The organism is Arthrobacter sp. PAMC25564, from assembly GCF_004798705.1.
GTDB lineage: Bacteria > Actinomycetota > Actinomycetes > Actinomycetales > Micrococcaceae > Arthrobacter.
The window spans coordinates 3,211,862-3,231,886 of record NZ_CP039290.1 but is presented as its reverse complement, the minus strand read 5'-3'; the positions used below and the strand labels follow the sequence as shown (position 1 = coordinate 3,231,886).

At 68.2% G+C, this 20,025-nt stretch carries 22 protein-coding genes, 1 tRNA gene and 1 riboswitch; of the genes, 21 read left to right on the top strand and 2 right to left on the bottom strand.

Going from position 1 to position 20,025, the window contains the following annotated elements; all coding sequences use genetic code 11:
- The first annotated feature begins 167 nt into the window (after window positions 1-167).
- Window positions 168-242: transfer RNA gene (locus E5206_RS15105), tRNA-Val, on the top strand.
- A 342-nt stretch (window positions 243-584) separates the two neighbouring features.
- Here the strand turns inward: E5206_RS15105 and E5206_RS15100 are convergent.
- A complete protein-coding gene (locus E5206_RS15100; protein ID WP_168709367.1) occupies window positions 585-1,154 on the bottom strand; it encodes an ABC transporter permease in 570 nt (189 codons plus the stop codon).
- Between the two features lie 468 nt (window positions 1,155-1,622).
- Here E5206_RS15100 and E5206_RS15095 point away from each other — a divergent pair, with 468 nt between their 5' ends.
- The 13 genes from E5206_RS15095 (at window position 1,623) to hisF (ending at window position 12,730) form a co-directional block, all read left to right on the top strand.
- Complete coding sequence (locus tag E5206_RS15095) at window positions 1,623-2,468, top strand: cytochrome (RefSeq protein ID WP_136323196.1); 846 nt, start codon at window positions 1,623-1,625, stop codon at window positions 2,466-2,468.
- An 84-nt stretch (window positions 2,469-2,552) separates the two neighbouring features.
- Window positions 2,553-3,125: a peptide deformylase gene (gene def / locus E5206_RS15090; RefSeq protein WP_136323195.1), complete on the top strand. Its 573-nt coding sequence runs from the start codon at window positions 2,553-2,555 to the stop codon at window positions 3,123-3,125.
- Complete coding sequence (fmt, locus tag E5206_RS15085; protein ID WP_136323194.1) at window positions 3,122-4,042, top strand: methionyl-tRNA formyltransferase; 921 nt, start codon at window positions 3,122-3,124, stop codon at window positions 4,040-4,042. Before def ends, fmt begins: the two co-directional genes overlap by 4 nt.
- A complete protein-coding gene (locus E5206_RS15080; RefSeq protein ID WP_136323193.1) occupies window positions 4,039-5,631 on the top strand; it encodes a transcription antitermination factor NusB in 1,593 nt (530 codons plus the stop codon). Before fmt ends, E5206_RS15080 begins: the two co-directional genes overlap by 4 nt.
- 69 nt (window positions 5,632-5,700) lie before the next feature.
- Window positions 5,701-6,357: a ribulose-phosphate 3-epimerase gene (gene rpe / locus E5206_RS15075; protein ID WP_136323192.1), complete on the top strand. Its 657-nt coding sequence runs from the start codon at window positions 5,701-5,703 to the stop codon at window positions 6,355-6,357.
- A gap of 99 nt (window positions 6,358-6,456) precedes the next feature.
- A riboswitch (FMN riboswitch) is annotated at window positions 6,457-6,606 on the top strand.
- 153 nt (window positions 6,607-6,759) lie between these two features.
- Window positions 6,760-7,863: a bifunctional diaminohydroxyphosphoribosylaminopyrimidine deaminase/5-amino-6-(5-phosphoribosylamino)uracil reductase RibD gene (gene ribD, locus E5206_RS15070; RefSeq protein WP_136324164.1), complete on the top strand. Its 1,104-nt coding sequence runs from the start codon at window positions 6,760-6,762 to the stop codon at window positions 7,861-7,863.
- The gene (locus E5206_RS15065; protein ID WP_136323191.1) at window positions 7,863-8,516 is read left to right on the top strand and encodes a riboflavin synthase; all 654 of its coding nucleotides are present in this window, start codon (window positions 7,863-7,865) and stop codon (window positions 8,514-8,516) included. Before ribD ends, E5206_RS15065 begins: the two co-directional genes overlap by 1 nt.
- A 35-nt stretch (window positions 8,517-8,551) precedes the next feature.
- The gene (ribB, locus tag E5206_RS15060) at window positions 8,552-9,241 is read left to right on the top strand and encodes a 3,4-dihydroxy-2-butanone-4-phosphate synthase (RefSeq protein ID WP_136324163.1); all 690 of its coding nucleotides are present in this window, start codon (window positions 8,552-8,554) and stop codon (window positions 9,239-9,241) included.
- A gap of 24 nt (window positions 9,242-9,265) precedes the next feature.
- The gene (gene ribA, locus E5206_RS15055) at window positions 9,266-9,964 is read left to right on the top strand and encodes a GTP cyclohydrolase II (RefSeq protein WP_136323190.1); all 699 of its coding nucleotides are present in this window, start codon (window positions 9,266-9,268) and stop codon (window positions 9,962-9,964) included.
- 91 nt (window positions 9,965-10,055) lie between these two features.
- Complete coding sequence (ribH, locus tag E5206_RS15050) at window positions 10,056-10,541, top strand: 6,7-dimethyl-8-ribityllumazine synthase (protein ID WP_136323189.1); 486 nt, start codon at window positions 10,056-10,058, stop codon at window positions 10,539-10,541.
- A gap of 138 nt (window positions 10,542-10,679) precedes the next feature.
- Entirely contained in the window at window positions 10,680-10,943 is a 264-nt protein-coding gene (locus E5206_RS15045) for a phosphoribosyl-ATP diphosphatase (protein WP_123254457.1), read from the top strand.
- A gap of 104 nt (window positions 10,944-11,047) precedes the next feature.
- A complete protein-coding gene (gene hisG, locus E5206_RS15040) occupies window positions 11,048-11,908 on the top strand; it encodes an ATP phosphoribosyltransferase (RefSeq protein WP_136323188.1) in 861 nt (286 codons plus the stop codon).
- A 45-nt stretch (window positions 11,909-11,953) separates the two neighbouring features.
- Complete coding sequence (gene hisF / locus E5206_RS15035) at window positions 11,954-12,730, top strand: imidazole glycerol phosphate synthase subunit HisF (RefSeq protein ID WP_136323187.1); 777 nt, start codon at window positions 11,954-11,956, stop codon at window positions 12,728-12,730.
- Between the two features lie 108 nt (window positions 12,731-12,838).
- On the opposite strand, the gene E5206_RS15030 is transcribed toward hisF, so the two are convergent.
- Window positions 12,839-13,483, bottom strand: coding sequence for a TIGR03085 family metal-binding protein (locus tag E5206_RS15030; RefSeq protein WP_136323186.1), 645 nt, complete (start codon window positions 13,481-13,483; stop codon window positions 12,839-12,841).
- Between the two features lie 146 nt (window positions 13,484-13,629).
- Between E5206_RS15030 and hisI the strand changes: the two genes are divergently transcribed.
- The 7 genes from hisI to trpA all read left to right on the top strand — a co-directional run bounded on the left by hisI (window position 13,630) and on the right by trpA (window position 20,022).
- Window positions 13,630-14,076 carry a phosphoribosyl-AMP cyclohydrolase gene (hisI, locus tag E5206_RS15025; RefSeq protein ID WP_136323185.1) on the top strand — a complete coding sequence of 149 codons (447 nt, stop codon included), beginning with the start codon at window positions 13,630-13,632 and terminating at the stop codon, window positions 14,074-14,076.
- Window positions 14,077-14,172: 96 nt separating this feature from the next.
- Window positions 14,173-15,777 (top strand): anthranilate synthase component I, encoded by a 1,605-nt coding sequence (locus E5206_RS15020; RefSeq protein ID WP_136323184.1) that lies wholly within the window; start codon window positions 14,173-14,175, stop codon window positions 15,775-15,777.
- Window positions 15,777-16,502, top strand: a complete 726-nt coding sequence (locus E5206_RS15015; protein WP_136323183.1) for a Trp biosynthesis-associated membrane protein — start codon at window positions 15,777-15,779, stop codon at window positions 16,500-16,502. The genes E5206_RS15020 and E5206_RS15015 overlap by 1 nt, the downstream gene beginning before the upstream one ends.
- Before the next feature lie 79 nt (window positions 16,503-16,581).
- The gene (locus tag E5206_RS15010; RefSeq protein ID WP_136323182.1) at window positions 16,582-16,866 is read left to right on the top strand and encodes an HGxxPAAW family protein; all 285 of its coding nucleotides are present in this window, start codon (window positions 16,582-16,584) and stop codon (window positions 16,864-16,866) included.
- 2 nt (window positions 16,867-16,868) lie between these two features.
- Complete coding sequence (gene trpC / locus E5206_RS15005; RefSeq protein WP_136323181.1) at window positions 16,869-17,687, top strand: indole-3-glycerol phosphate synthase TrpC; 819 nt, start codon at window positions 16,869-16,871, stop codon at window positions 17,685-17,687.
- Between the two features lie 155 nt (window positions 17,688-17,842).
- A complete protein-coding gene (gene trpB, locus E5206_RS15000; protein ID WP_136323180.1) occupies window positions 17,843-19,201 on the top strand; it encodes a tryptophan synthase subunit beta in 1,359 nt (452 codons plus the stop codon).
- Window positions 19,198-20,022 (top strand): tryptophan synthase subunit alpha, encoded by an 825-nt coding sequence (gene trpA / locus E5206_RS14995; RefSeq protein WP_136323179.1) that lies wholly within the window; start codon window positions 19,198-19,200, stop codon window positions 20,020-20,022. The genes trpB and trpA overlap by 4 nt, the downstream gene beginning before the upstream one ends.
- The last annotated feature ends 3 nt before the right edge of the window (window positions 20,023-20,025 follow it).

Below are 20,025 nucleotides of genomic sequence, written 5' to 3'. Positions count from 1 at the left end.
AATTTTCTAATTACATCGATGTAATTCGGTGGCCTGCTTCGGAGGGTTCCCGGAACATGCGCCGGGTGGCGCCGGAGCCGGCAGCAGGGATCAAATCGGCGCCTTGCCGGCGCATGACGGCCCGATTTCTAAAATCGGCGAGGGTGGGCTAGCATTCAATGGCATTGGGGCGATTGGCGCAGTGGTAGCGCGCTTCGTTCACACCGAAGAGGTCACTGGTTCGAACCCAGTATCGCCCACCAATGAAATCGCAGGTCAGAGGGACTTTCTTGAGTTTCTGACCTGCGGCGTGCAAGATGCGTGCGTTAGGCCCTGATGGCGGTAGTTCACTGAACAGCGAGCCAGGAGCTGATAATGAGCACCGAAACCACAGTGCACTCGATTACATTTCCAAGCCAGAAGCCAATCCCGCCGGCTGCCGGCTGCTGGCTGCAGACCAAAGACAGTCAGTTCCCGCGCCACGGGCCGAAGCCCATCAGCAGGTCGGCCTCGGAGGGCTCGGGCACGCCGAGACGCTGCGCTCCATCGAACTGCTGGCCACCGACGTGCTTCCGCCGGCCGGTGCAAACTCGGCTGGCGCAGCTTCACGTCCGGGCGCGCCCGCGGCGGGCGACCGCGTCGATCGTCACGGCCCCGACGAGAACCAGCGCGGTGACCACGTACTTCGCCGGCGCGCTGTAGCCCTGCAGGCCCATGCCGTTGTCAATCGCCGCGATCACGAGCCCGCCGAGGACCCCGTGCAGGACCTTGCCTCGCCCGCCGAACAGGCTGGTGCCGCCGATCACCGCCGCCGCCACGGCGTAGAGCACCAGCGTGCCCCCGTCGTACGACGGGGAGACCGAGCGGAGCCGGGACGCGTAGACGATTCCGGCGATGCCGGCGGTGAAGGAGGCGAGCATGAAGGCGATCGTGCGGATGCGTGCGAGGTTCACGCCGCCCCGTCGTGAGGCCTCGGCGTTGCCGCCAATAGCGTAGACGTAGCGGCCGAACCGGGTGCGGCCGAGCAGCAGCGTCCAGGTGGCGAGGACTCCGAGTACCACGAGCAGCACCCACGGCACGCCGCTGATTTCGACCAGGGTGCCGCGATTGGTGTTCCAGAGCCAGACGATGGCCACACCGGCGGCGAGCACCGCTGCAATCTGCAGGGCGCTCACGCTGGCCGGCGGCGCGACGAGTCCGCTCTTGCGCCGGCCGGCGTCTCGCAGCCTCTGGGTGCGGGGCCGGGGCGTATCCGGGCTTTCGTTTGTGACTTGACTTGCGGTTTCGGCTGCTGCGGAGGATCCGGACAGCGGAATCAGAGATCTTCTACGCTGCCCCGGCTGGCTGCTCAAGCCCAACGACAAGAAGCGGGCGCGGGTTTACGCCATGCGATTCTTCCTGGACTTACAACGACGTCGAGCGTGGTGGAGTCGTACTCCGCCACGCTCTGGCCCAGTTTTTGTTTTTCGGAAACGAATCAGGCAGGGCGAAGGATCGGTGCCTAACCTGTAGACGTCCTGGGCAAGCGTGTCAAAGCGCATCGGACCCATGACGCTAGCCAGCCGCGCGGCCCGGCAGGGATTTTCACTGAGCGGGGCGGACCATTTTGCTCCACTGTCAGTCCCCTGTGAAAGAGTCTTTCCATGACCGCTCCACTTCTTGCCCATGCCACCGACCACGGCCGGATGTACGCACGCTCCACCTCCGAGCAGTACACCGTGCCCTCCATCACCACCGTTATCGGGCAGCAGCCCCATGGCCTGGACGGCTGGTTCGGGTACATGGGAGCCAACAGCCTCGCCCAGGACCCTACGCTGCCCGGCATCCTGGGCAGCCCGGCCAAGGTGCGCCAGGCCGTCAGCCGGGCCGCCAAGGCCGCGGAAACCTATCGGGACAGCGCCGCCCAGCGCGGAGACCGCGTCCACAACTACTGCGAGCAGGTGGCCCTGCGTGCCCTCGGCCGGCCGCACCGGATGAAGGAAACCCGTGAGGCCCTCGCGGCCAACGGCGAGGAAGCCTTCGCCGCGCGCTTCGACGAGTGGTGGGAGCTGTTCCAGGTGGAGCCCATCGCGCCGGAAATCACGGTCTGGAACAGGACGGTCGGCTACGCCGGCACCCTGGACCTTGTCGCGAAGATCAACGGCCGGACCTGCCTGATCGACTACAAAACCAAGGGAACCAGCCGGGACGGCACCGTCAAGCCGCTCGATGACAAGGTGGTGATGCAGCTCGTGGCCGGCATGAAGGCCGAGGAGAGCCTGGTCGACCCGGTGGCGGGGGAGTGGGAGGCCTGGAAACATGGCGAATCCCCGATCCTGCTGGCCGTGGCGGTGGGCGAGACGGAGGTCCGTCCGCTGCGGGCCAACCCCGACGTCCTCAAACACCACTGGTGGAAGTTCTGCGCCCTGCGCCGCGTCTGGGAGATGTCGGCGGACACCGCCACCGCAGGGACGGCCCTGCTCCCGCTGGCGCCGCCCGTCAGCCGCTGAACCAGGGCTGCTGACCCCGAAGCGGGAAGGTGCAACTAAACTGGACTGGATCCCGTTACCGCCCACCGTGAGGACAGATTGCACATGGCCATTTTGAATATCCGCATCATCGGGGATCCTGTGCTGCGCACGGTGGCGGATCCCGTGACGGAATTCGGGCCGGAACTGGCGAAGCTCGTGGCCGACATGACGGAGACCATGGAGGATGTTGAGGGCGCCGGCCTGGCCGCCCCCCAGATCGGTGTCAGCAAACGTGTCTTCACCTACCGGATCGGCGGCGTGGAGGGACACGTTATCAACCCCGTGCTCGAAAACAGCGAGGACTTCCAGCCGGACCAGGCCGAAGGCTGCCTCTCCATCCCCGGGCTGGGGTTCCCGGTCCGGCGCCACCGCCACACCCGAGTCACGGGCGTTGACCTGCACGGCAACCCCGTCACGATCGAGGGAGAGGGCATGCTGGCCCGTTGCTTCCAGCACGAAACCGACCACCTGGACGGCATCCTGTTCACCGACCGGCTTGAGGGGGAGGACCGGAAGGCGGCCCTGCGCTCCATCCGGAACGCCAACTATGACGCCATCACGGAGCAGACGACGGCGAAGCGTGCCAAGAGGGTCGGCTCCAGTTTCGGCGGCGGCTCCCTCGGATCCACCCAGTGAGGGTTCTCTTCGCGGGGACGCCGGCCGTCGCCGTGCCGTCCCTGGACGCGCTCGTCGACGCCGGCTTCGACGTCGTCGCCGTCCTGACCCGCCCGGATGCGCCGCTGGGGCGCAAACGCGTCCTGACACCCTCCCCGGTCGCGGCCCGGGCCGCCGAGCTCGGCATCGACATCATCCACGCCGCCAAGGTCGACGCCGGCGTCACCGCGAAGCTCGCCGCCGCCGCCCCTGACGTCGCCGCGATCGTCGCCTACGGCGGTCTTATTCCCCGGGTCGCGCTGGATGTTCCCCGCCACGGCTGGATCAACCTGCACTTCTCCCTGCTGCCGGCCTGGCGCGGCGCCGCCCCCGTGCAGCGCGCCCTCATCGCCGGCGACGACGTCACCGGCGCCGCCACCTTCCGCCTGGAGGAAGGGCTGGATACCGGCCCGGTCTTCGGAAGGCTGACCGAGGCCGTGCACCCGGATGACACCGCGGGAGCGCTCCTGGAACGGCTGTCCCACAGCGGCGCGGTGCTGCTCACCCAGACGCTGTCCGCCGTCGCTGCCGGCAAGGCCGTGGCGGTGCCGCAGCACGGCGAGGTGAGCCTGGCACCGAAACTCAGCCTCGACGACGGCAGGCTCGACTGGCAGCAGCCGGCACTGGCGATCCGGCGGCGGGCGTCCGGCGTCACCCCCGAGCCCGGCGCCTGGACGACCCTGGACGGGCAGCGGATCAAACTGGAACCGGTGCTGCTGCGGCCCGAAGCGCCTGCCCTTCGGCCCGGGCAGCTGGCCCTGGATGGGAAAAGCGTGCTGGTGGGAACGGGGTCGCACCCGGTGGAGCTCTCCCGGGTCCAGCCTTCGGGCAAAAAAATGATGACCGCCGCTGATTGGGCGCGCGGACAGGCAACACTTGAAAGCGTGGTATTCGAATGAGCGAGTCCGGGACCAGCGGCCGCGGCAAAGGCCCCCAGCGCGGCGGAGCGGGAGCCGGCGGCCAGCGCGGCGCCGGCCAGGGCGGCCGGGGCCGGGACGGCAGCCAGCGGAACGCGCAGGGCCGCGAACGCAACCGCGGCCCGCAGCGCGGTTTCAGCGAAAATGCACCCTCGCAGCGAACCCGCCGGGCCGACCCGGCCCGGCTCGTGGCCTTTGAGGTGCTGCGCGCCGTCGCGGCCGAGGACGCCTACGCGAACCTCGTGCTGCCGGCCCGGATCCGGCACCACAGGCTGGACAAGCGCGACGCCGGGTTCGCCACCGAGCTGAGCTACGGCGCGCTTCGGGGCCAGGGCACCTACGATACGATCCTGGCCCGCTGCGTGGACCGGCCGCTGGACCAGCTGGATCCCGCCATCCTCGATGCGCTGCGGATCGGCGTCCACCAGCTCGTGGCCATGCGGGTCCCCGCCCACGCCGCCCTGGACCAGACCGTGGGCCTCGCCCGCGCCGTCATCGGCGCCGGACCCTCGGCCCTCATCAACGCCGTGCTCCGCAAGGTCTCCGCCCACACTCTCGAGGAGTGGCTGGAGCTGCTACTCAGCGACGAGACGGACGAAACCAGGATCGCTTCGATCCGCTACGCACACCCGGAATGGATTGTCCGTGCCCTCCGGCAGTCCCTCGTGGCCCATGGCCGTCCGGTCAGCGAAATCAACGATCTCCTCGAAGCGGATAACGCCGCCCCGGTGGTCAACCTCGTGGCACTTCCCGGGCTCGGAAGCCTGGACGAGGCCCTCGAAGGCGGCGCGACGCCCGGCGAACTCGTGGAAGGTTCCGCGCTCTCCAGCGGCGGCGACCTCGGCAGGCTCGCCTCCGTGCGCGAGGGCACCACCAGGGTCCAGGACGTCGGCTCACAACTGGTGGCCCGCGCCATGGCCGCCGTCGACCTCGGCACAGGAGGCTCGGGCAGCGCCGGCAACGCCGGGACCGGCGAACGCTGGCTTGACCTGTGCGCCGGCCCCGGCGGCAAGGCCGCACTGCTTGGCGCCCTTGCCCGACAGCAGGGCGCGACGCTGCTGGCCAACGAACCCGCGCCGCACCGGGCCCAGCTCGTCCGGCAGGCCCTCGCCGCGGTGCCCCACGAGGTCTGGCACGTGCGGACCGGCGACGGCCGCGAGGTCGGGACGGAAATGCCGGAAAGCTTCGACCGCGTCCTCGTCGATGCGCCCTGCACCGGACTGGGTGCCTTGCGCCGCCGTCCGGAGTCCCGCTGGCGCCGCACGCCCAAGGACCTGACAGACCTGGGCCCGCTGCAGCGCGAACTGCTCAAGTCGGCACTGGCTGCCGTGAAGCCAGGCGGCATAGTGGCCTATGTGACGTGTTCGCCGCATCCGGCCGAGACGACCGCCGTCGTGAGCGATGTGCTGCGCAAGCGGGACGATCTGGAACTGCTCGACGCCGGGGCCGTGCTGGACGGCGTCAGCCTCACCGGCCACCTCGAGGCCGGGCATGAGCTCACCGCCCAGCTCTGGCCGCATGTGCACCGCACGGACGCCATGTTCCTGGCGCTCATCCACAAAAAGGCCTGATCAACAGGCGATACTTGGGCACTAGAAGCCCACGCAGGACATTTCAGCAGAACGACAAGGAACCCCCACATGGCCCAGTGCTGCATCAATCCGAGTATTCTTTCGGCCGACTTCGCGAACCTCGAAGCCGAACTTCGCAGGATCAGCAACGCGGATGCGGTGCACGTGGATGTTATGGACAACCACTTCGTGCCCAACCTTTCGCTCGGGCTTCCCGTGGTGTCGCGCCTGCAGGAGATCAGCCCGGTGCCGTTGGATGCGCACCTCATGATCGAACATGCCGACCGCTGGGCGCCCGCCTACGCCGACGCCGGCGTGGCCTCGGTGACGTTCCACGCCGAGGCGTCGATTGCGCCGATCAAGCTGGCCCGCGAATTGCGGGCCCGCGGTGCCAAGGCGGGCCTGGCGCTCCGGCCGGGCAGTGCCGTGGAGCCGTTCCTGGACATGCTCGGCGAACTGGATCTGCTGCTGATCATGACGGTGGAGCCGGGATTCGGCGGCCAGGAGTTTCTGGACCTCACGTTGCCCAAAATCCGCCGGGCCCGCGCGGCGATCGACGCTTCCGGCCTTGACGTGGCGCTGCAGGTCGACGGCGGCATCACCGAGGACACGATCTGGCGTGCCGCGGAGGCCGGTGCCAACGTCTTCGTGGCAGGGTCCGCCGTCTACGGTGCCGATGATCCGGCGGCGGCCATTGAGCGGCTCCGGGCCGTCGGCCGCCGTTGAGGTTTTGGACCAACTTGCCTCCAACTGTGACGCGCGTCGTAATGTACGCCGCGGGAATAGTCTGGGCTGCCGCACAGTTGTGTCAGAATAGCAACACACATACGTGCTCCGGGGTCGGTGTAAGTCCGAACCGGCGGTTACAGTCCGCGACCCGCGAGCCGGTCCCTTCCCCGGAAGGATGCCGGCAGACGGTTGAACCGGTGGAATTCCGGTACCGACAGTTAAAGTCTGGATGAGAGAAGCACGTACGGCCGTTACTGCGGAGCCCTACCGGCGCCGCATGATTTTGCTGTCGTATACCCCCGGAGCCCCGCGGCTTTTTGAGGGAAGGAACGACACATCGTGGCATCAGGCGAAGCCTCCGCCGCAGTCTCCGGGTTTACCCCCGCCGAAGTGGCGGCGATGGACGCGGCACTGGCGGCAGCAGCCCAGGGCCCGCGGGGCGCGAACCCGCTGGTCGGCGCCGTCATCCTGGCTCCCGAGGGGGAGCAGCTCGTCACCGGCTACCACCGGGGAGCGGGCACGGCGCATGCGGAAGCCGACGCCATTGCCCAGGCGATAGCCGCCGGGCTTGAGCTCGGTGGCACCACGATGGTGGTCAGCCTGGAGCCCTGCAACCATTGCGGGCGCACCGGTCCCTGTGCGCAGGCGATCATCGACGCCGGTATCGCCGACGTCATCTACGCCATCGACGACCCCCACGATCCCGCGGCCGGCGGCGCCGCAACGCTGCGCGCCGCCGGCGTCCGCGTCCGTTCCGGCCTGGCTGCGGCCCCCGCACTGGAACTGAACCGCCGCTGGTTCGACGCCGTAGACGCCAGACGGCCCTTCGTAACCCTGCACATTGCGCAGACCCTCGACAGCCGGATCGCCGCCAGCGACGGCACCAGCCAGTGGATTTCCAGCCCGGAATCCCTCGCCGACAACCACGCCCTGCGCGGCCGCATCGACGCCATCCTGGTGGGGACCCAGACCGTGATCGTGGACAACCCGCGGCTCACCGCGCGGAACGCTGACGGCGAACCGGCCGGCAGGCAGCCGCTACGGGCGGTGATGGGGTACCGCGGAATCCCCCAGGGTGCCGCGATCAACGGCGACGACGGCAACGTCCTGCACCTCGCGACCCGGGACCCCCGCGAGGCGCTGGACCAACTGTTCGACGCCGGTGTCAGGCACCTCATGGTCGAGGGCGGCTCCCGGATCCTGAGCGCCTTCCTCTCCGCCGGCCTGGTGGACGAACTGATCATCTACCTGGCGCCGACGCTCCTCGGCGCCGGCACCCCGGCCCTGGACGACCTCGGCATCACTACCCTCGCGGACGCCCAGCTCTGGGACTGGGATCCGGCGTCGGGCGGAGCGGTCCAACTGTTCGGCCGCGACCTGCGGCTGCACCTTCGCCCGGCCACCACCGCCGGGGCGGCCACCGCCCCGGCGGCCCTCAGCACAACTTCATCCGATACGACCCCGCACCGCACTGGTGCGGCAACCGCAGCAGGAGGCAACTGATGTTCACCGGAATTATCGCCGAGCAGGGAAAGGTGTTGTCCGTTGAACGCAATGGCGACGTCAGCGCCACCGTCAGGCTTCACGCCCCCGGAACCACCGAGGGGCTGGCCCTGGGCGGTTCGATCGCCGTCAACGGCGTCTGCCTCACGGCCACGGAAATCGACGGCAAAGACTTCAGCGTCGACGTCATGGGCGAGACCCTCAGCCGCAGCACCATCGGAGAACTCGCCGCGGGTGACCCCGTCAACCTGGAGCGCTGCGTGCCGGCCGGCGGCCGGCTGGACGGCCACGTCGTCCAGGGCCACGTCGACGGTGTCGGCGGGCTGCTCGAGCGCGAGCCGCTGGGCAACTGGGACCGGCTCCGCTTCGGTGTGCCGGCCGGGCTGGCCCGGTACATCGCCGAAAAGGGATCCATCGCCGTCGACGGCGTCTCCCTGACCGTGACCGCGGTGAGCCCGGCCGCCGAGCAGGCACCGTGGTTCGAAGTGGGACTCATCCCCACCACCCTCGCGGACACCGGGCTGGGCGCGAAAGCCGTCGGCAGCCGGGTAAACATCGAAGTCGATGTACTCGCAAAGTACACGGAGCGGCTCCTCGCCTTTTCCAAGGGAACAACCGGGGCAGCAGCACACCGGGAGGGGGCGGCGCTGTGAACCACGTCAAGGACATTTCAGATCAGCAGCACGGCATGGCGCCCGCGGACAAGCCTGCCGCGCCCGCCGCGCCGGACACCGCCCGGGTGGGCCTGGATCCGATTGAGGACGCCATCCGCGCCATGGCCGCGGGCCGGCCGGTCCTTGTCGTCGACAACGAGGACCGTGAAAACGAAGGCGACATCATTTTCGCCGCCCAGCATGCCACCCCGGCCCTGATGGGCTGGACGGTGCGCTACAGCTCCGGCGTCATCTGCGTGCCGCTCTCCGCCGAGCGGGCAGACGCGCTGGCGCTGCCTCCGATGGTCGAAGTCAACGAGGATGCCAAGGGCACCGCCTATACCGTGTCCTGCGACGCGGCCGTGGGTGTCAGCACCGGAATTTCCGCCACGGACCGGGCCCTGACCGCCCGAGTCCTGGCCGATCCCGGGAGCCAGCCGGCGGCGCTTACCCGTCCCGGGCATGTTTTTCCCTTGCGCGCCGTTAAGGGGGGAGTGCGGGAACGTCCCGGCCACACCGAGGCCGCCGTGGAGCTGTGCCGGCTTGCCGGCCTGGAACCCGTGGGGGTGATCGCAGAATTGGTGTACGACAACGGAGAAATGATGCGGCTGGACGGACTTCGCGGCTTCGCCCTTGAACATGGCTGCCCCCTGATCTCGATTGCGGATCTGGTGGCCTACCTCGGGGCGGCACCGCAGGGCTGCCGCGTCGCGGATCCTGTCTGAATCACGTTTGATGGAGGAGAGACGATGACGACTACAGAAGCACGGGACGGGATGACCTCGGACCGCCGGCCGCACCCGGTCAGCGGGGGACCGGTCGTCCAGCTGCCCACGGCCTTCGGGGACTTTGTCGCGCAGGCCTGGACCGACCTGGCCACGGGGGCCGAGCACCTCGCGGTCAGCTCGCCCCTGCCGCCGGTCGACGGGCTTGCCCCGCTGGTCCGCCTGCACTCCGAGTGCCTCACGGGAGATGTGTTCGGTTCCTACCGCTGCGACTGCGGCGAACAGCTGGCCTATGCCCTTGAGATGATCAACGAATTCGGCGGCACGCTGCTCTACCTGCGCGGCCAGGAAGGCCGCGGCATCGGTCTGGCGAACAAGATCAAGGCCTATGCCCTGCAGGAAGCCGGCTTCGACACCGTCGAGGCCAATGAGCAGCTGGGCCTGCCCGTCGACGCCCGCTGCTACAAGGCCGCGGCCCAGATCCTCGCGGAAATGGGACTTCACGAGGTGCGCCTCTTGAGCAACAACCCGGACAAGCAGGACCGCCTGGCCCAGGCCGGCGTCCGGGTGGTGGAGATGGTTCCCACCGAGGTCCCCTCGCGGGAACAGAACATCCGCTACCTGCAGACCAAGAAGGACCGGATGGACCACCGGCTGGTCCTCGACGTCGAGCCGGCAGCGCCGGTCCCGGCCCAGGCCGGCTTCGAGCACAAACAAGACTGACTGCCCCTGCGCTACAGCACGCCTTGGCAGACCAAGACTTTTGCCGACCAGACTTTTTACCAACCAGACTTAGCAGAATAAGGATTTCCAGATGAGCGGACACGGCGCACCCGAGATTGACCTCAGCACCTTCAAGCCGGAAGAAACGTCCCGGCTGAAACTGGCCATCGTGGCCGCCAGCTGGCACACCCAGATCATGGACGGGCTGCTGGACGGTGCCCTTCGCGCGGCAAAGGACGCCGGCATCGGCGAACCGACGGTGCTGCGCGTTCCCGGCGCCTTCGAGCTCCCGGTCGCCGCTGCCCGACTGGCACCGCACTTCGACGCCGTCGTGGCACTGGGCGTCGTGATCCGTGGCGGGACCCCGCACTTCGAGTACGTCTGCGAGGCGGCCACCCTCGGCCTGACTGACGTCAGCGTCCGCACGGGCGTGCCCGTCGGCTTCGGCGTGCTGACCTGTGACACGGAACAGCAGGGCATCGACCGCGCCGGGCTGCCGGGCTCCGCCGAGGACAAGGGGCACGAGGCCGTCACCGCCGCCCTGGCCACCGCGGTGACGCTCCAGCAGTATCGCTAGCCGGCACCAGGACGGCGGCGAAAGTGCGGCCGGAAGCAGCGCGGCAAAACCGCGCCGCTTGTGTCTTCACTCACATCGTGCCCGTCATGCAAGGGCCCGGCAGGCGCGGTCCGGCCGCAAGCAAGTAGGCTGGAGGGTGTGAAGAATTTCGAGTCGCTGTTCGCAGAACTGAGTGAAAAGGCAGCCGCACGCCCCGAAGGCTCCCGCACCGTCGCTGAACTGGATTCCGGGGTCCACGGCATCGGTAAGAAAGTCGTGGAGGAAGCAGCCGAGGTCTGGATGGCTGCCGAGTATGAATCCGATGAGGCCGCCGCGGAGGAAATTTCGCAGCTGCTCTATCACCTGCAGGTTCTGATGCTGGCCAAAGGACTCAGCCTGGAAGACGTCTACAAGCATCTCTAGCCGCGTCCGCACCGGAACCAGCGTGGAATTTTTCCGCTGGGGCCGGTGCATTTGCGTGGCCCGCTTGCCTGTACAGAGACTTCCCAACCCAAGAGAGACCCCCAATGCTGAGAGTTGCCGTCCCGAACAAGGGATCCCTGTCCGAAGCCGCCTCCTCCATCCTTGCCGAGGCCGGTTACCGCCAGCGCCGCGACACCCGCGAGCTGGTCATGGTGGACCCGGATAACGACATCGAGTTCTTCTTCCTCCGTCCGCGCGACATCGCCGTCTACGTCGGCCAGGGCACGCTCGACGTCGGGATCACCGGCAGGGACCTGCTGCTGGACGCAGAGGTCGAGGCCGAGGAACTGCTGGCACTGGGGTTCGCGGCCTCCACCTTCCGCTTCGCGGGACCGGTCGGCGACTTCACCTCGATCGATCAGCTCGACGGCAAGCGCCTCGCCACCAGCTACGACGGGCTGCTCCGCGGCTACCTCGCCGCGCGCGGCATCCAGGCCAAGGTCGTCCGGCTCGACGGCGCCGTCGAATCCTCCGTGCGGCTCGGCGTCGCGGACGCGATCGCCGACGTCGTCGAAACCGGCACCACCCTCAAAGCCGCCGGAATGGAGATCTTCGGGGAACCGATCCTCAAGTCCGAAGCCGTGCTGATCCGCCGTACCGGCCAGGGCGGCGCCGCCAACGGCACCATCAAGGAGATCGAGGTGCTGATCCGCCGGCTCCAGGGTGTCCTCGTGGCACGGCAGTACGTGCTGATGGACTACGACATCCGCAAGGAGTTGGTGGAAGAGGCCGCCGCCCTGACGCCGGGCCTGGAATCGCCCACCGTCTCGCCGCTGCGCGACTCGGACTGGGTCGCCGTCCGGTCCATGGTCCCCAAGAAGGACACCAACCGGATCATGGACGAGCTCTACGACATGGGCGCCCGCGCCATCCTCGTCAGCAGCATCCACGCCTGCCGGATCTGATGCCGCGGTGAGTGATTACCCCATGAGCGAATACCAGGAGAAATCATGACTGTGGCCGTGCGCGTCATCCCGTGCCTGGACGTCGATGCCGGCCGCGTGGTCAAGGGCATCAACTTTGAAGGACTGCGCGACGCCGGAGACCCGGTGGAGCTGGCGCACCGTTACGACAACGGCGGCGCCGACGAGCTGACCTTCCTCGACGTCACGGCATCCTCGGGCAACCGGGAAACCACGTTCGACGTCGTCCGGCGCACTGCCGAGGAAGTCTTCATCCCGCTGACCGTGGGCGGCGGAGTCCGTGGCGTGGCAGAGGTGGACAAGCTCCTGCGCTACGGCGCGGACAAGGCGGCCATCAACACCGCGGCCGTGGCCCGTCCCGGCGTGATTGACGAAATCACCCGGCACTTCGGCTCCCAGGTCCTCGTGCTGTCCCTCGACGCACGGCGCACCCGCCCCGGATCCCAGCCCACCGCCTCCGGCTTTGAGGTGACCACTCACGGCGGACGCCAGGGCACGGGCATCGACGCCATCGCCTGGGCGCGCGAGGCGGCCGACCGTGGCGTGGGGGAGATCCTGCTCAACTCGATCGACGCGGACGGCACCAAGGACGGTTTCGACCTGGAGCTGATCCGGCTGGCGCGGGCAGCGGTCAAGGTCCCGCTTATCGCGTCCGGCGGCGCCGGCAGGCCCGAGCATTTCCCGCCTGCCGTGGCGGCGGGGGCGGACGCCGTTCTGGCGGCGTCGGTCTTCCACTTCGGGCCGCTGGACATGATTGCCCAGGTCAAGGCCGCGATCCGCGAAGCTGGCTTCGAAGTCCGCTAGTCCCCGACCGCCCCCTGCCAAAACCAATGCGGGGTCACGTACAGCCCATCCGGACCCGGATTATGGGCCGTAAGTGACCCCGCGTTGCTTGTTTAAGGGGGGTGGGTGTCAGAGACCGACTTCGGCGGACTGCAGGAGCGCGACGGCGTCCGGCTGGCCCTCGAAGGTCACGAGGGCATGGTGGGTCCGGCCGTGGGCGTGCATAAGCAGCTCGCCCGGCTCACCCACGATGGCCACCGAGACGGGGGCGCGCTTGGCCACGTGCCGCGGTCCGGACGGGCGCACCAGCACAATCCCCAGGTCGACCCCTCGGTAGAGAATCGCCGCACGCTTGATCAGATCGTCCCAGAGGGCGTCGGAGTATGCCTCGTCGAGGGCCCTGGGCGCCCAGCGGTCCACGGCACGGCGGACGTCCTCGGTGTGGACGAAGTACTCGATCAGGTTGGAGCTTTCATCCAGGGCCTTGATCTTCAACGGGGAGAGCGCCGGGGGGCCTGCCCGGAAAACATTGACCAGCCTGGTGTAGTCCTCCGGGGTCTTGAGCTTGGCGGCGAGCCTGGCCGTCGCCTCGTCGGAAGCCTTGGACAGCCGCTTGATCAGCAGCCCCAGTCCGACTCTGGCTTTCCGCTCGCGGAGGTAAAGATGGGCGGCAAGATCCCGGGTGCGCCACCCTTTGCAGAGCGTGGGGGAATCAGGGCCGGCTGCCAGCAGGGTCTCGGCCAGGACTTCTCGGGATGGATCGACGAAATGCATCACTTGTGAAACTAGCACGAGACGGGGGTGCGCGTGCACGGGAACCGCCGTCGTTTCTGATCCCCGTCGGCAAATCGCACGGATGTTAAGCGTGGGCCGTCAGGGGGCTGATGGCGGCCCCGCCGGGAGGCACTAGACTTGAGCTGATGTCTGAGCAGCCCGCCCCCGCCCCTGAGTTGAACCCCGAATCGACCCCTGAGCCGATCCCGGCGTCGCATTCGGCTGTCCCGCGTCCGGGTCCCCTTCCGTCCGGACTCGCGGCCGCGTTGAAGCGCGACAGTGCCGGCCTGGTGGCAGCGATCGTCCAGCAGTTCGATACCGAGGAGGTGCTGATGCTCGGCTGGATGGATGACGAGGCCCTGCACCGCACCATGACCACCGGACGCGTGACCTTTTACTCGCGTTCCCGCCAGGAATACTGGCGCAAGGGGGACACCTCCGGACACGTGCAGTGGGTGAAGTCCCTCGCGATGGACTGCGACGGCGACGCGCTGCTGGTCCGCGTCGACCAGGTCGGCGCCGCCTGCCACACCGGAACCAGGACCTGCTTCGACGGCCGCGGGCTCGACGTCGTCGTCGGCAAGGCGGACTAGCCGGCCGGGCGCAGCCCCCAGCATCCTCAAGCTCCACGTACCCACACTTCAGCAGACACTGAAGGACGCAGACAAGAACAGGCGGAAACAACAGCCATGCAGGACCTTGGAATCATCAGCCCGGGCCTGGAGGAGTTCCGTGAACTCGCAGGCCACAGCCGTGTTATCCCCGTCCGGCTGAAGGTGCTTGCTGACGCCGAAACTCCGATCGGTCTGTACCGCAAGCTGGCACAGGGCCAGCCGGGCACCTTCCTGATGGAATCCGCGGCCGTCGGCGGATCCTGGTCCCGCTACTCCTTCATCGGCGCACGGTCCCGGGCCACGCTCACCACGAAGGACGGCGAAGCGTACTGGCTCGGCGAGCCGCCGGCGGGTGTTCCCGTCTCCGGCAGCCCGGTGGACGCCATCCGCGACACCATCGAGGCCCTCAGCACCAAACGTTTCGAAGGCCTGCCGCCCTTTACCTCCGGGCTCGTCGGATTCCTCGGGTGGGAAAGCGTGCGGCACTGGGAGAAGCTCACCAGCCCGCCCGAAGACGATCTGGAACTCCCTGAGATGGCGCTGAACCTGGTCACGGACATGGCGGTGCACGACAACATGGACGGCACCGTGCTGCTGATCGCCAACGCCATCAACTTCGACAACAGCTCCGAGCGGGTCGACGAAGCGTGGCACGACGCCGTCGCCCGTGTGAAGACGCTGCTGGCCAAGGTCAGCACGCCCGTGGAACAGCCCGTCTCGGTGCTGGACACTGCCGCGCTGGATTTCGCCTCGAGCGTGCAGGAACGCTGGGACGAGTCGGACTACCTTGCCGCCTTGGACCGCGGCAAGGAAGCGATCGTTGACGGCGAAGTCTTCCAGGTGGTGATTTCCCGCCGCTTCGAAATGGAGTGCGGCGCCGACCCGCTGGACGTCTACCGGGTGCTCCGGAACATGAACCCCAGCCCCTACATGTATATCTTCAGCCTCGAGGACGCCGCCGGCCGGCAGTACTCGATCGTCGGATCCTCCCCGGAAGCGCTGGTGACGGTGACGGGCGAAGAGGTCATCACCCACCCGATCGCCGGGTCCAGGCCCCGCGGCAAGACCGTCGAGGCGGACAAGGCCCTGGCCGAGGAACTGCTGGCGGATGAGAAGGAACGCGCCGAGCACCTGATGCTCGTGGACCTCTCCCGCAACGACCTGTCCAAGGTCTGCGTGGCCGGGACGGTGGACGTCACCCAGTTCATGGAGGTGGAGCGCTTCAGCCACATCATGCACCTCGTCTCGACCGTCGTGGGAGAGTTGGCACCGGAGGCCAAAGCCTACGACGTGCTGAAGGCCACCTTCCCGGCCGGGACGCTCTCGGGAGCCCCGAAGCCGCGGGCACTGCGCCTCCTGGACGAACTCGAACCCCACCGCCGCGGCATCTACGGCGGCGTCGTGGGCTACCTGGACTTCGCCGGCGACATGGACATGGCGATCGCCATCCGTTCGGCCCTGCTCCGCGAGGGCCGCGCCTATGTGCAGGCCGGCGGCGGAATCGTGGCCGACTCGGTCAACGCCACCGAGGCCCAGGAAACAGTGAACAAGGCCGCCGCACCGATGCGCGCCGTGTACACGGCCGGGTCGCTGCGCAACATCACGGCCGATTCCATTCCCGGGGGCGCCCCGGAGACCGGAAGTACGGATACCGCGCGGCCCGCCGGGACGCAGCACTGATGGCTGCCCCGGAAACCAACCGGGACGAAGTCCCGGAGAGCACAGTCCCGGAGAACACAGTCCCGGAGAACACAGCACCGGGAAACACGGTGAAGTCCAGCAGCGGCGCCGCCGTTCCCCGCTGGGCCCGGAAGTCCACCCTGGTCCTGGTCATTGCGGCGCTGTCAATGGCCGTGTTTGGCACCACCACGCAGACCTGGCTCACGGTCCACCTGGATCCCGCCCAGTTGGGCCAGGCCGTCAGCAGCCAGGGCGGCCTGCCGGTCCAGGGCAGTAAGGCGGCCACCACAGTGACAGCCCTCGCCCTCGTCGCCCTTGCCGGCGGTCTCGCAGCCTCGATCGCCGGAAGGACCGCACGCTGGATCATTACGGCGATCATCCTGCTCGGGGCCGCCGGAATCGTCAGCGCAGCGGCGATCGTGCTCGCGGATCCGCTGGCCGCGGCGCAGGGATCCATCGCCGCGGCCACCGGAATCAGCGGAAGCAGCGTCCAGGTGGACGTCACCGTGTTCCCGGCCCTCGCCGTCGTCGCGGGTGCATTGCTGGGCCTCAGCGCATTGCTGATCGTGCCGGCGGGACGGTTCTGGAAGAGCCGCACCAAATATGACACCGCTGGAGCCGGCTCTGCCCGGGGCGGTGCCGCGGCTTCGGCGGGATCCCCTGATGAGCCGGCCGATGAGATCGACAGCTGGGACCGGTTGTCCCGTGGTGACGATCCCACGTGAGCCGATGCGGCGGCCGCGGCCAATAACGCCGCCAAAAAAATGGCAGAATGTAAGCAGTATTCATCCTGAGGAGATTTCAATGAGTAAAGCCACTGTTTCCGCATCGCAGTCCGCCGGGGCAGAAATCCACAACGGTGTCGACCACAGCGAACCGACCGGCCACGGCAACAGCCCGGCCGCGTGGACCTGCGTGATCATCATGCTGATCGGCGCCCTCATTGCGGCCATCGCCTTCGTCATCGCCAACACCTCGATCTTCATCGCGGGTTTGGTTGTCATGCTCGTGGGCCTGCTGGCCGGCCTGGTCATGCGCAAGGCCGGCTACGGCGTCGGCGGCAGCAAGCTGAAGAACTCCGGCCACTAAGGGTGACTGTTCTCGATGACATCAATGCCGGTGTCAGGGAGGATATGGAGGCGCGCCAGCGTCTCGTCACGCTGGCGGAGCTGAAGGAACGCGCCGCCGCGACCGCACCCGCGCGCGATGCCTGGGTGGCCCTCGGAGGCCCGTCTGCCCCCCGCGACCAGCTGAAGGTGATCGCGGAAATCAAGCGCCGCAGCCCCTCGAAGGGCCAGCTGGCGAGCATCGTGGATCCCGCTTCCCTGGCTGTGCAGTACGCCGACGGCGGAGCGTCCGTGATCAGCGTCCTGACCGAACAGCGCCGCTTCAACGGCTCGCTGGCCGACCTCGACGCCGTCCGGGCCGCCGTGGACATCCCGCTGCTGCGCAAGGACTTCATGCTCGACGAGTACCAGATCTGGGAAGCCCGGGCCCACGGGGCCGATCTGGTCCTGCTGATCGTTGCCTCGCTGTCCGACGCGCAGCTGCGCGAGTTCAGCGCCCTGAGCCGCGAACTCGGCATGAATGTGCTGGTGGAGACGCACACGGCCGGGGAAATCGAGCGCGCCGTCGCAGCGGAAGCGCGGATCATCGGCGTGAACGTGCGCAACCTCAAGACGCTCGACGTCGACCGCTCCGTGTTCGCGGGGCTCGCCGGCGGCATTCCGGCCGGTGCGCTCGTCGTCGCCGAATCCGGGGTGCGTGACGTCGGGGACGTCCGGCACTACGCGGCCAGCGGCGCCAACGCGGTCCTGGTCGGCGAGGCGCTGGTCAGCGACTCGACGCCGCGCGAGCGGATCGCCGAATTCACGGCCGCCGGAGCCGCAGCAATCGCCGCACGCGCCTGATCCGCACGCAGGCGTGGCAGGCCCGGCCCGGCTGCCGGCGCCCGGCCGCCAGTGCCAGGGCCCGGTGTGCCGTCAGGCCCGCGGAGACCTTAGATATTTTGCGGAGCAATTCCGCAGATCCTTATAGCTAGCAGTGGAACAGGATGGTGAGACTGATGGTCGATGCGCCAGCAGCCGGCTCAGACGACAGCGCCGTGGACGCGTTTCTGCACGGTGGACGGCCGGACGGTGAGCGTCCGGACGGCACGCCGTCCTTGCGGCATGCCCCTGGGCCCTACTTCGGCTCCTACGGCGGCCGATGGATGCCCGAGTCGCTGATCGCAGCCCTGGACGAACTCGAGGACACCTTCGAGAAGGCCAAGGCCGATCCTGAGTTCATCGCGCAGATCGCCGAGCTGAACAAGAACTACTCGGGCCGGCCCTCGCTGCTGACCGAGGCGAAGCGCTTCGCCCAGCACGCCGGGGGAGTGCGGATCTTCCTCAAGCGCGAGGATCTGAACCACACCGGATCGCACAAGATCAACAACGTGCTGGGCCAGGCCCTGCTCGCCAAGCGCATGGGCAAGACCCGCATCATCGCGGAAACCGGGGCCGGACAGCATGGTGTTGCCAGCGCGACCGCCGCCGCCCTGATGGGGCTGGAGTGCGTCGTCTACATGGGCGCCGAGGACTGCCGCCGGCAGGCACTGAACGTGGCCCGGATGGAGCTCCTCGGCGCCACCGTCATCCCGGTGACCAGCGGATCGCAGACGCTCAAGGACGCCATCAACGAGGCGCTCCGCGACTGGGTAGCCAACGTCGGCAACACCCACTACCTGCTCGGCACCGCCGCGGGGGCGCACCCCTTCCCGGCCATGGTCCGGTACTTCCACGAGGTGATCGGCGAGGAGGCCCGCACCCAGATCCTGGAGCAGACCGGCCGGCTGCCGGACGCCGTCTGCGCCTGCATCGGCGGCGGCTCGAATGCGATCGGCATCTTCCACGGCTTCCTCGACGATCCCTCGGTGAAGATCTACGGCTTCGAGGCCGGCGGCGACGGCGTCGAAACCGGACGCCACGCGGCCACCATCACCCTGGGCAAGCCCGGCGTGCTGCACGGCGCCCGCTCCTACCTCATGCAGGACGACGACGGCCAGACCATCGAATCGCACTCCATCTCGGCCGGCCTGGATTACCCCGGGGTCGGCCCCGAGCACTCCTACCTCGCCGACATCGGCCGCGTCAGCTATGAACCCATCACCGACAGCGAGGCCATGGAGGCGTTCCGCCTGCTCTGCCGGACCGAGGGCATCATCCCCGCCATCGAGTCCGCCCACGCCCTCGCCGGCGCCATCAAGGTCGGCCAGCGGCTGGCGGCCGCAGGCGACGCCGCAGGAAAAGCGTCAGAGAAGATCGTGATCGTGAACCTGTCCGGCCGCGGCGACAAGGACGTGGCCACGGCCGCGGAATGGTTCAACCTGCTGGAGAAGGATTCGCCCGAAGCCGAGATCGCCCAAGAGGGGGAACAGCTGTGAGCACCGTCCCGGACACCACCCGCCAGCCCGCCAGCAAGTCGGCAGCGGCCATTGACCGTGCCAAGGGACAGGGCCGGTCCGCGCTGATCGGCTACCTGCCCGCTGGCTACCCAAGCGTTGAAGACACCATCGCGGCAGGCATCGCCCTGGCCGAAAACGGCGCCGACCTGATCGAGATCGGCATCCCGTATTCCGATCCGGTGATGGACGGCCACGTCATCCAGGCGGCCACCACCGAGGCCCTTGCCAAGGGCTTCCACGTCCGCCAGGTCTTCGACGTCGTCGCCGGCATCACGAGCAAGACCGACGCAGCCGTGCTGGTCATGACGTACTGGAACCCCGTGGTCCGGATGGGCGTGGACGAGTTCTCCCGGCGCCTGGCCGAAGCCGGGGGAGCCGGGCTGATCACCCCGGACCTGATCCCGGACGAAGCCTCGGAGTGGATGGCGGCCTCGGACAAGTACGGACTGGACCGGGTGTTCCTCGTGGCGCCGTCGTCCTCGCCGGAACGGATGAAGCGCACGGTCGAGGCGAGCCGCGGCTTCGTCTATGCCGTGTCCATCATGGGTGTCACCGGCGCCCGCAGCTCGGTCAGCTCCGCGGCCAAGGACGTGGTGGCCGCCGCGCACGCGGCAGGCGCGGAGCGCGTCTGCGTGGGCCTCGGGGTTTCCAACGCGGACCAAGTCCGCGAAATCGCTGCCTACGCGGACGGGGTGATTGTGGGCACCGCCCTCGTCGCGGCCATCCGCGACGGCGGTGTGGATGCCGTAGCGTCCTTGACGAAAGACCTCAGCAGCGGCCTTCACAAGGAAGAAGCGTAAGCA

What these genes read in the sequence shown, in the direction of transcription:
- E5206_RS15095 (WP_136323196.1), top strand. Translation starts at nt 1,623, where the DNA reads ATGACCGCTCCACTTCTTGCCCATGCCACCGACCACGGCCGGATGTAC.
- def (WP_136323195.1), top strand. Translation starts at nt 2,553, where the DNA reads ATGGCCATTTTGAATATCCGCATCATCGGGGATCCTGTGCTGCGCACG.
- E5206_RS15080 (WP_136323193.1), top strand. Translation starts at nt 4,039, where the DNA reads ATGAGCGAGTCCGGGACCAGCGGCCGCGGCAAAGGCCCCCAGCGCGGC.
- rpe (WP_136323192.1), top strand. Translation starts at nt 5,701, where the DNA reads ATGGCCCAGTGCTGCATCAATCCGAGTATTCTTTCGGCCGACTTCGCG.
- ribD (WP_136324164.1), top strand. Translation starts at nt 6,760, where the DNA reads ATGGACGCGGCACTGGCGGCAGCAGCCCAGGGCCCGCGGGGCGCGAAC.
- E5206_RS15065 (WP_136323191.1), top strand. Translation starts at nt 7,863, where the DNA reads ATGTTCACCGGAATTATCGCCGAGCAGGGAAAGGTGTTGTCCGTTGAA.
- ribB (WP_136324163.1), top strand. Translation starts at nt 8,552, where the DNA reads ATGGCGCCCGCGGACAAGCCTGCCGCGCCCGCCGCGCCGGACACCGCC.
- ribA (WP_136323190.1), top strand. Translation starts at nt 9,266, where the DNA reads ATGACGACTACAGAAGCACGGGACGGGATGACCTCGGACCGCCGGCCG.
- ribH (WP_136323189.1), top strand. Translation starts at nt 10,056, where the DNA reads ATGAGCGGACACGGCGCACCCGAGATTGACCTCAGCACCTTCAAGCCG.
- hisG (WP_136323188.1), top strand. Translation starts at nt 11,048, where the DNA reads ATGCTGAGAGTTGCCGTCCCGAACAAGGGATCCCTGTCCGAAGCCGCC.
- hisF (WP_136323187.1), top strand. Translation starts at nt 11,954, where the DNA reads ATGACTGTGGCCGTGCGCGTCATCCCGTGCCTGGACGTCGATGCCGGC.
- E5206_RS15030 (WP_136323186.1), bottom strand. Translation starts at nt 13,483, where the DNA reads ATGCATTTCGTCGATCCATCCCGAGAAGTCCTGGCCGAGACCCTGCTG.
- hisI (WP_136323185.1), top strand. Translation starts at nt 13,630, where the DNA reads ATGTCTGAGCAGCCCGCCCCCGCCCCTGAGTTGAACCCCGAATCGACC.
- E5206_RS15020 (WP_136323184.1), top strand. Translation starts at nt 14,173, where the DNA reads ATGCAGGACCTTGGAATCATCAGCCCGGGCCTGGAGGAGTTCCGTGAA.
- E5206_RS15015 (WP_136323183.1), top strand. Translation starts at nt 15,777, where the DNA reads ATGGCTGCCCCGGAAACCAACCGGGACGAAGTCCCGGAGAGCACAGTC.
- E5206_RS15010 (WP_136323182.1), top strand. Translation starts at nt 16,582, where the DNA reads ATGAGTAAAGCCACTGTTTCCGCATCGCAGTCCGCCGGGGCAGAAATC.
- trpB (WP_136323180.1), top strand. Translation starts at nt 17,843, where the DNA reads ATGGTCGATGCGCCAGCAGCCGGCTCAGACGACAGCGCCGTGGACGCG.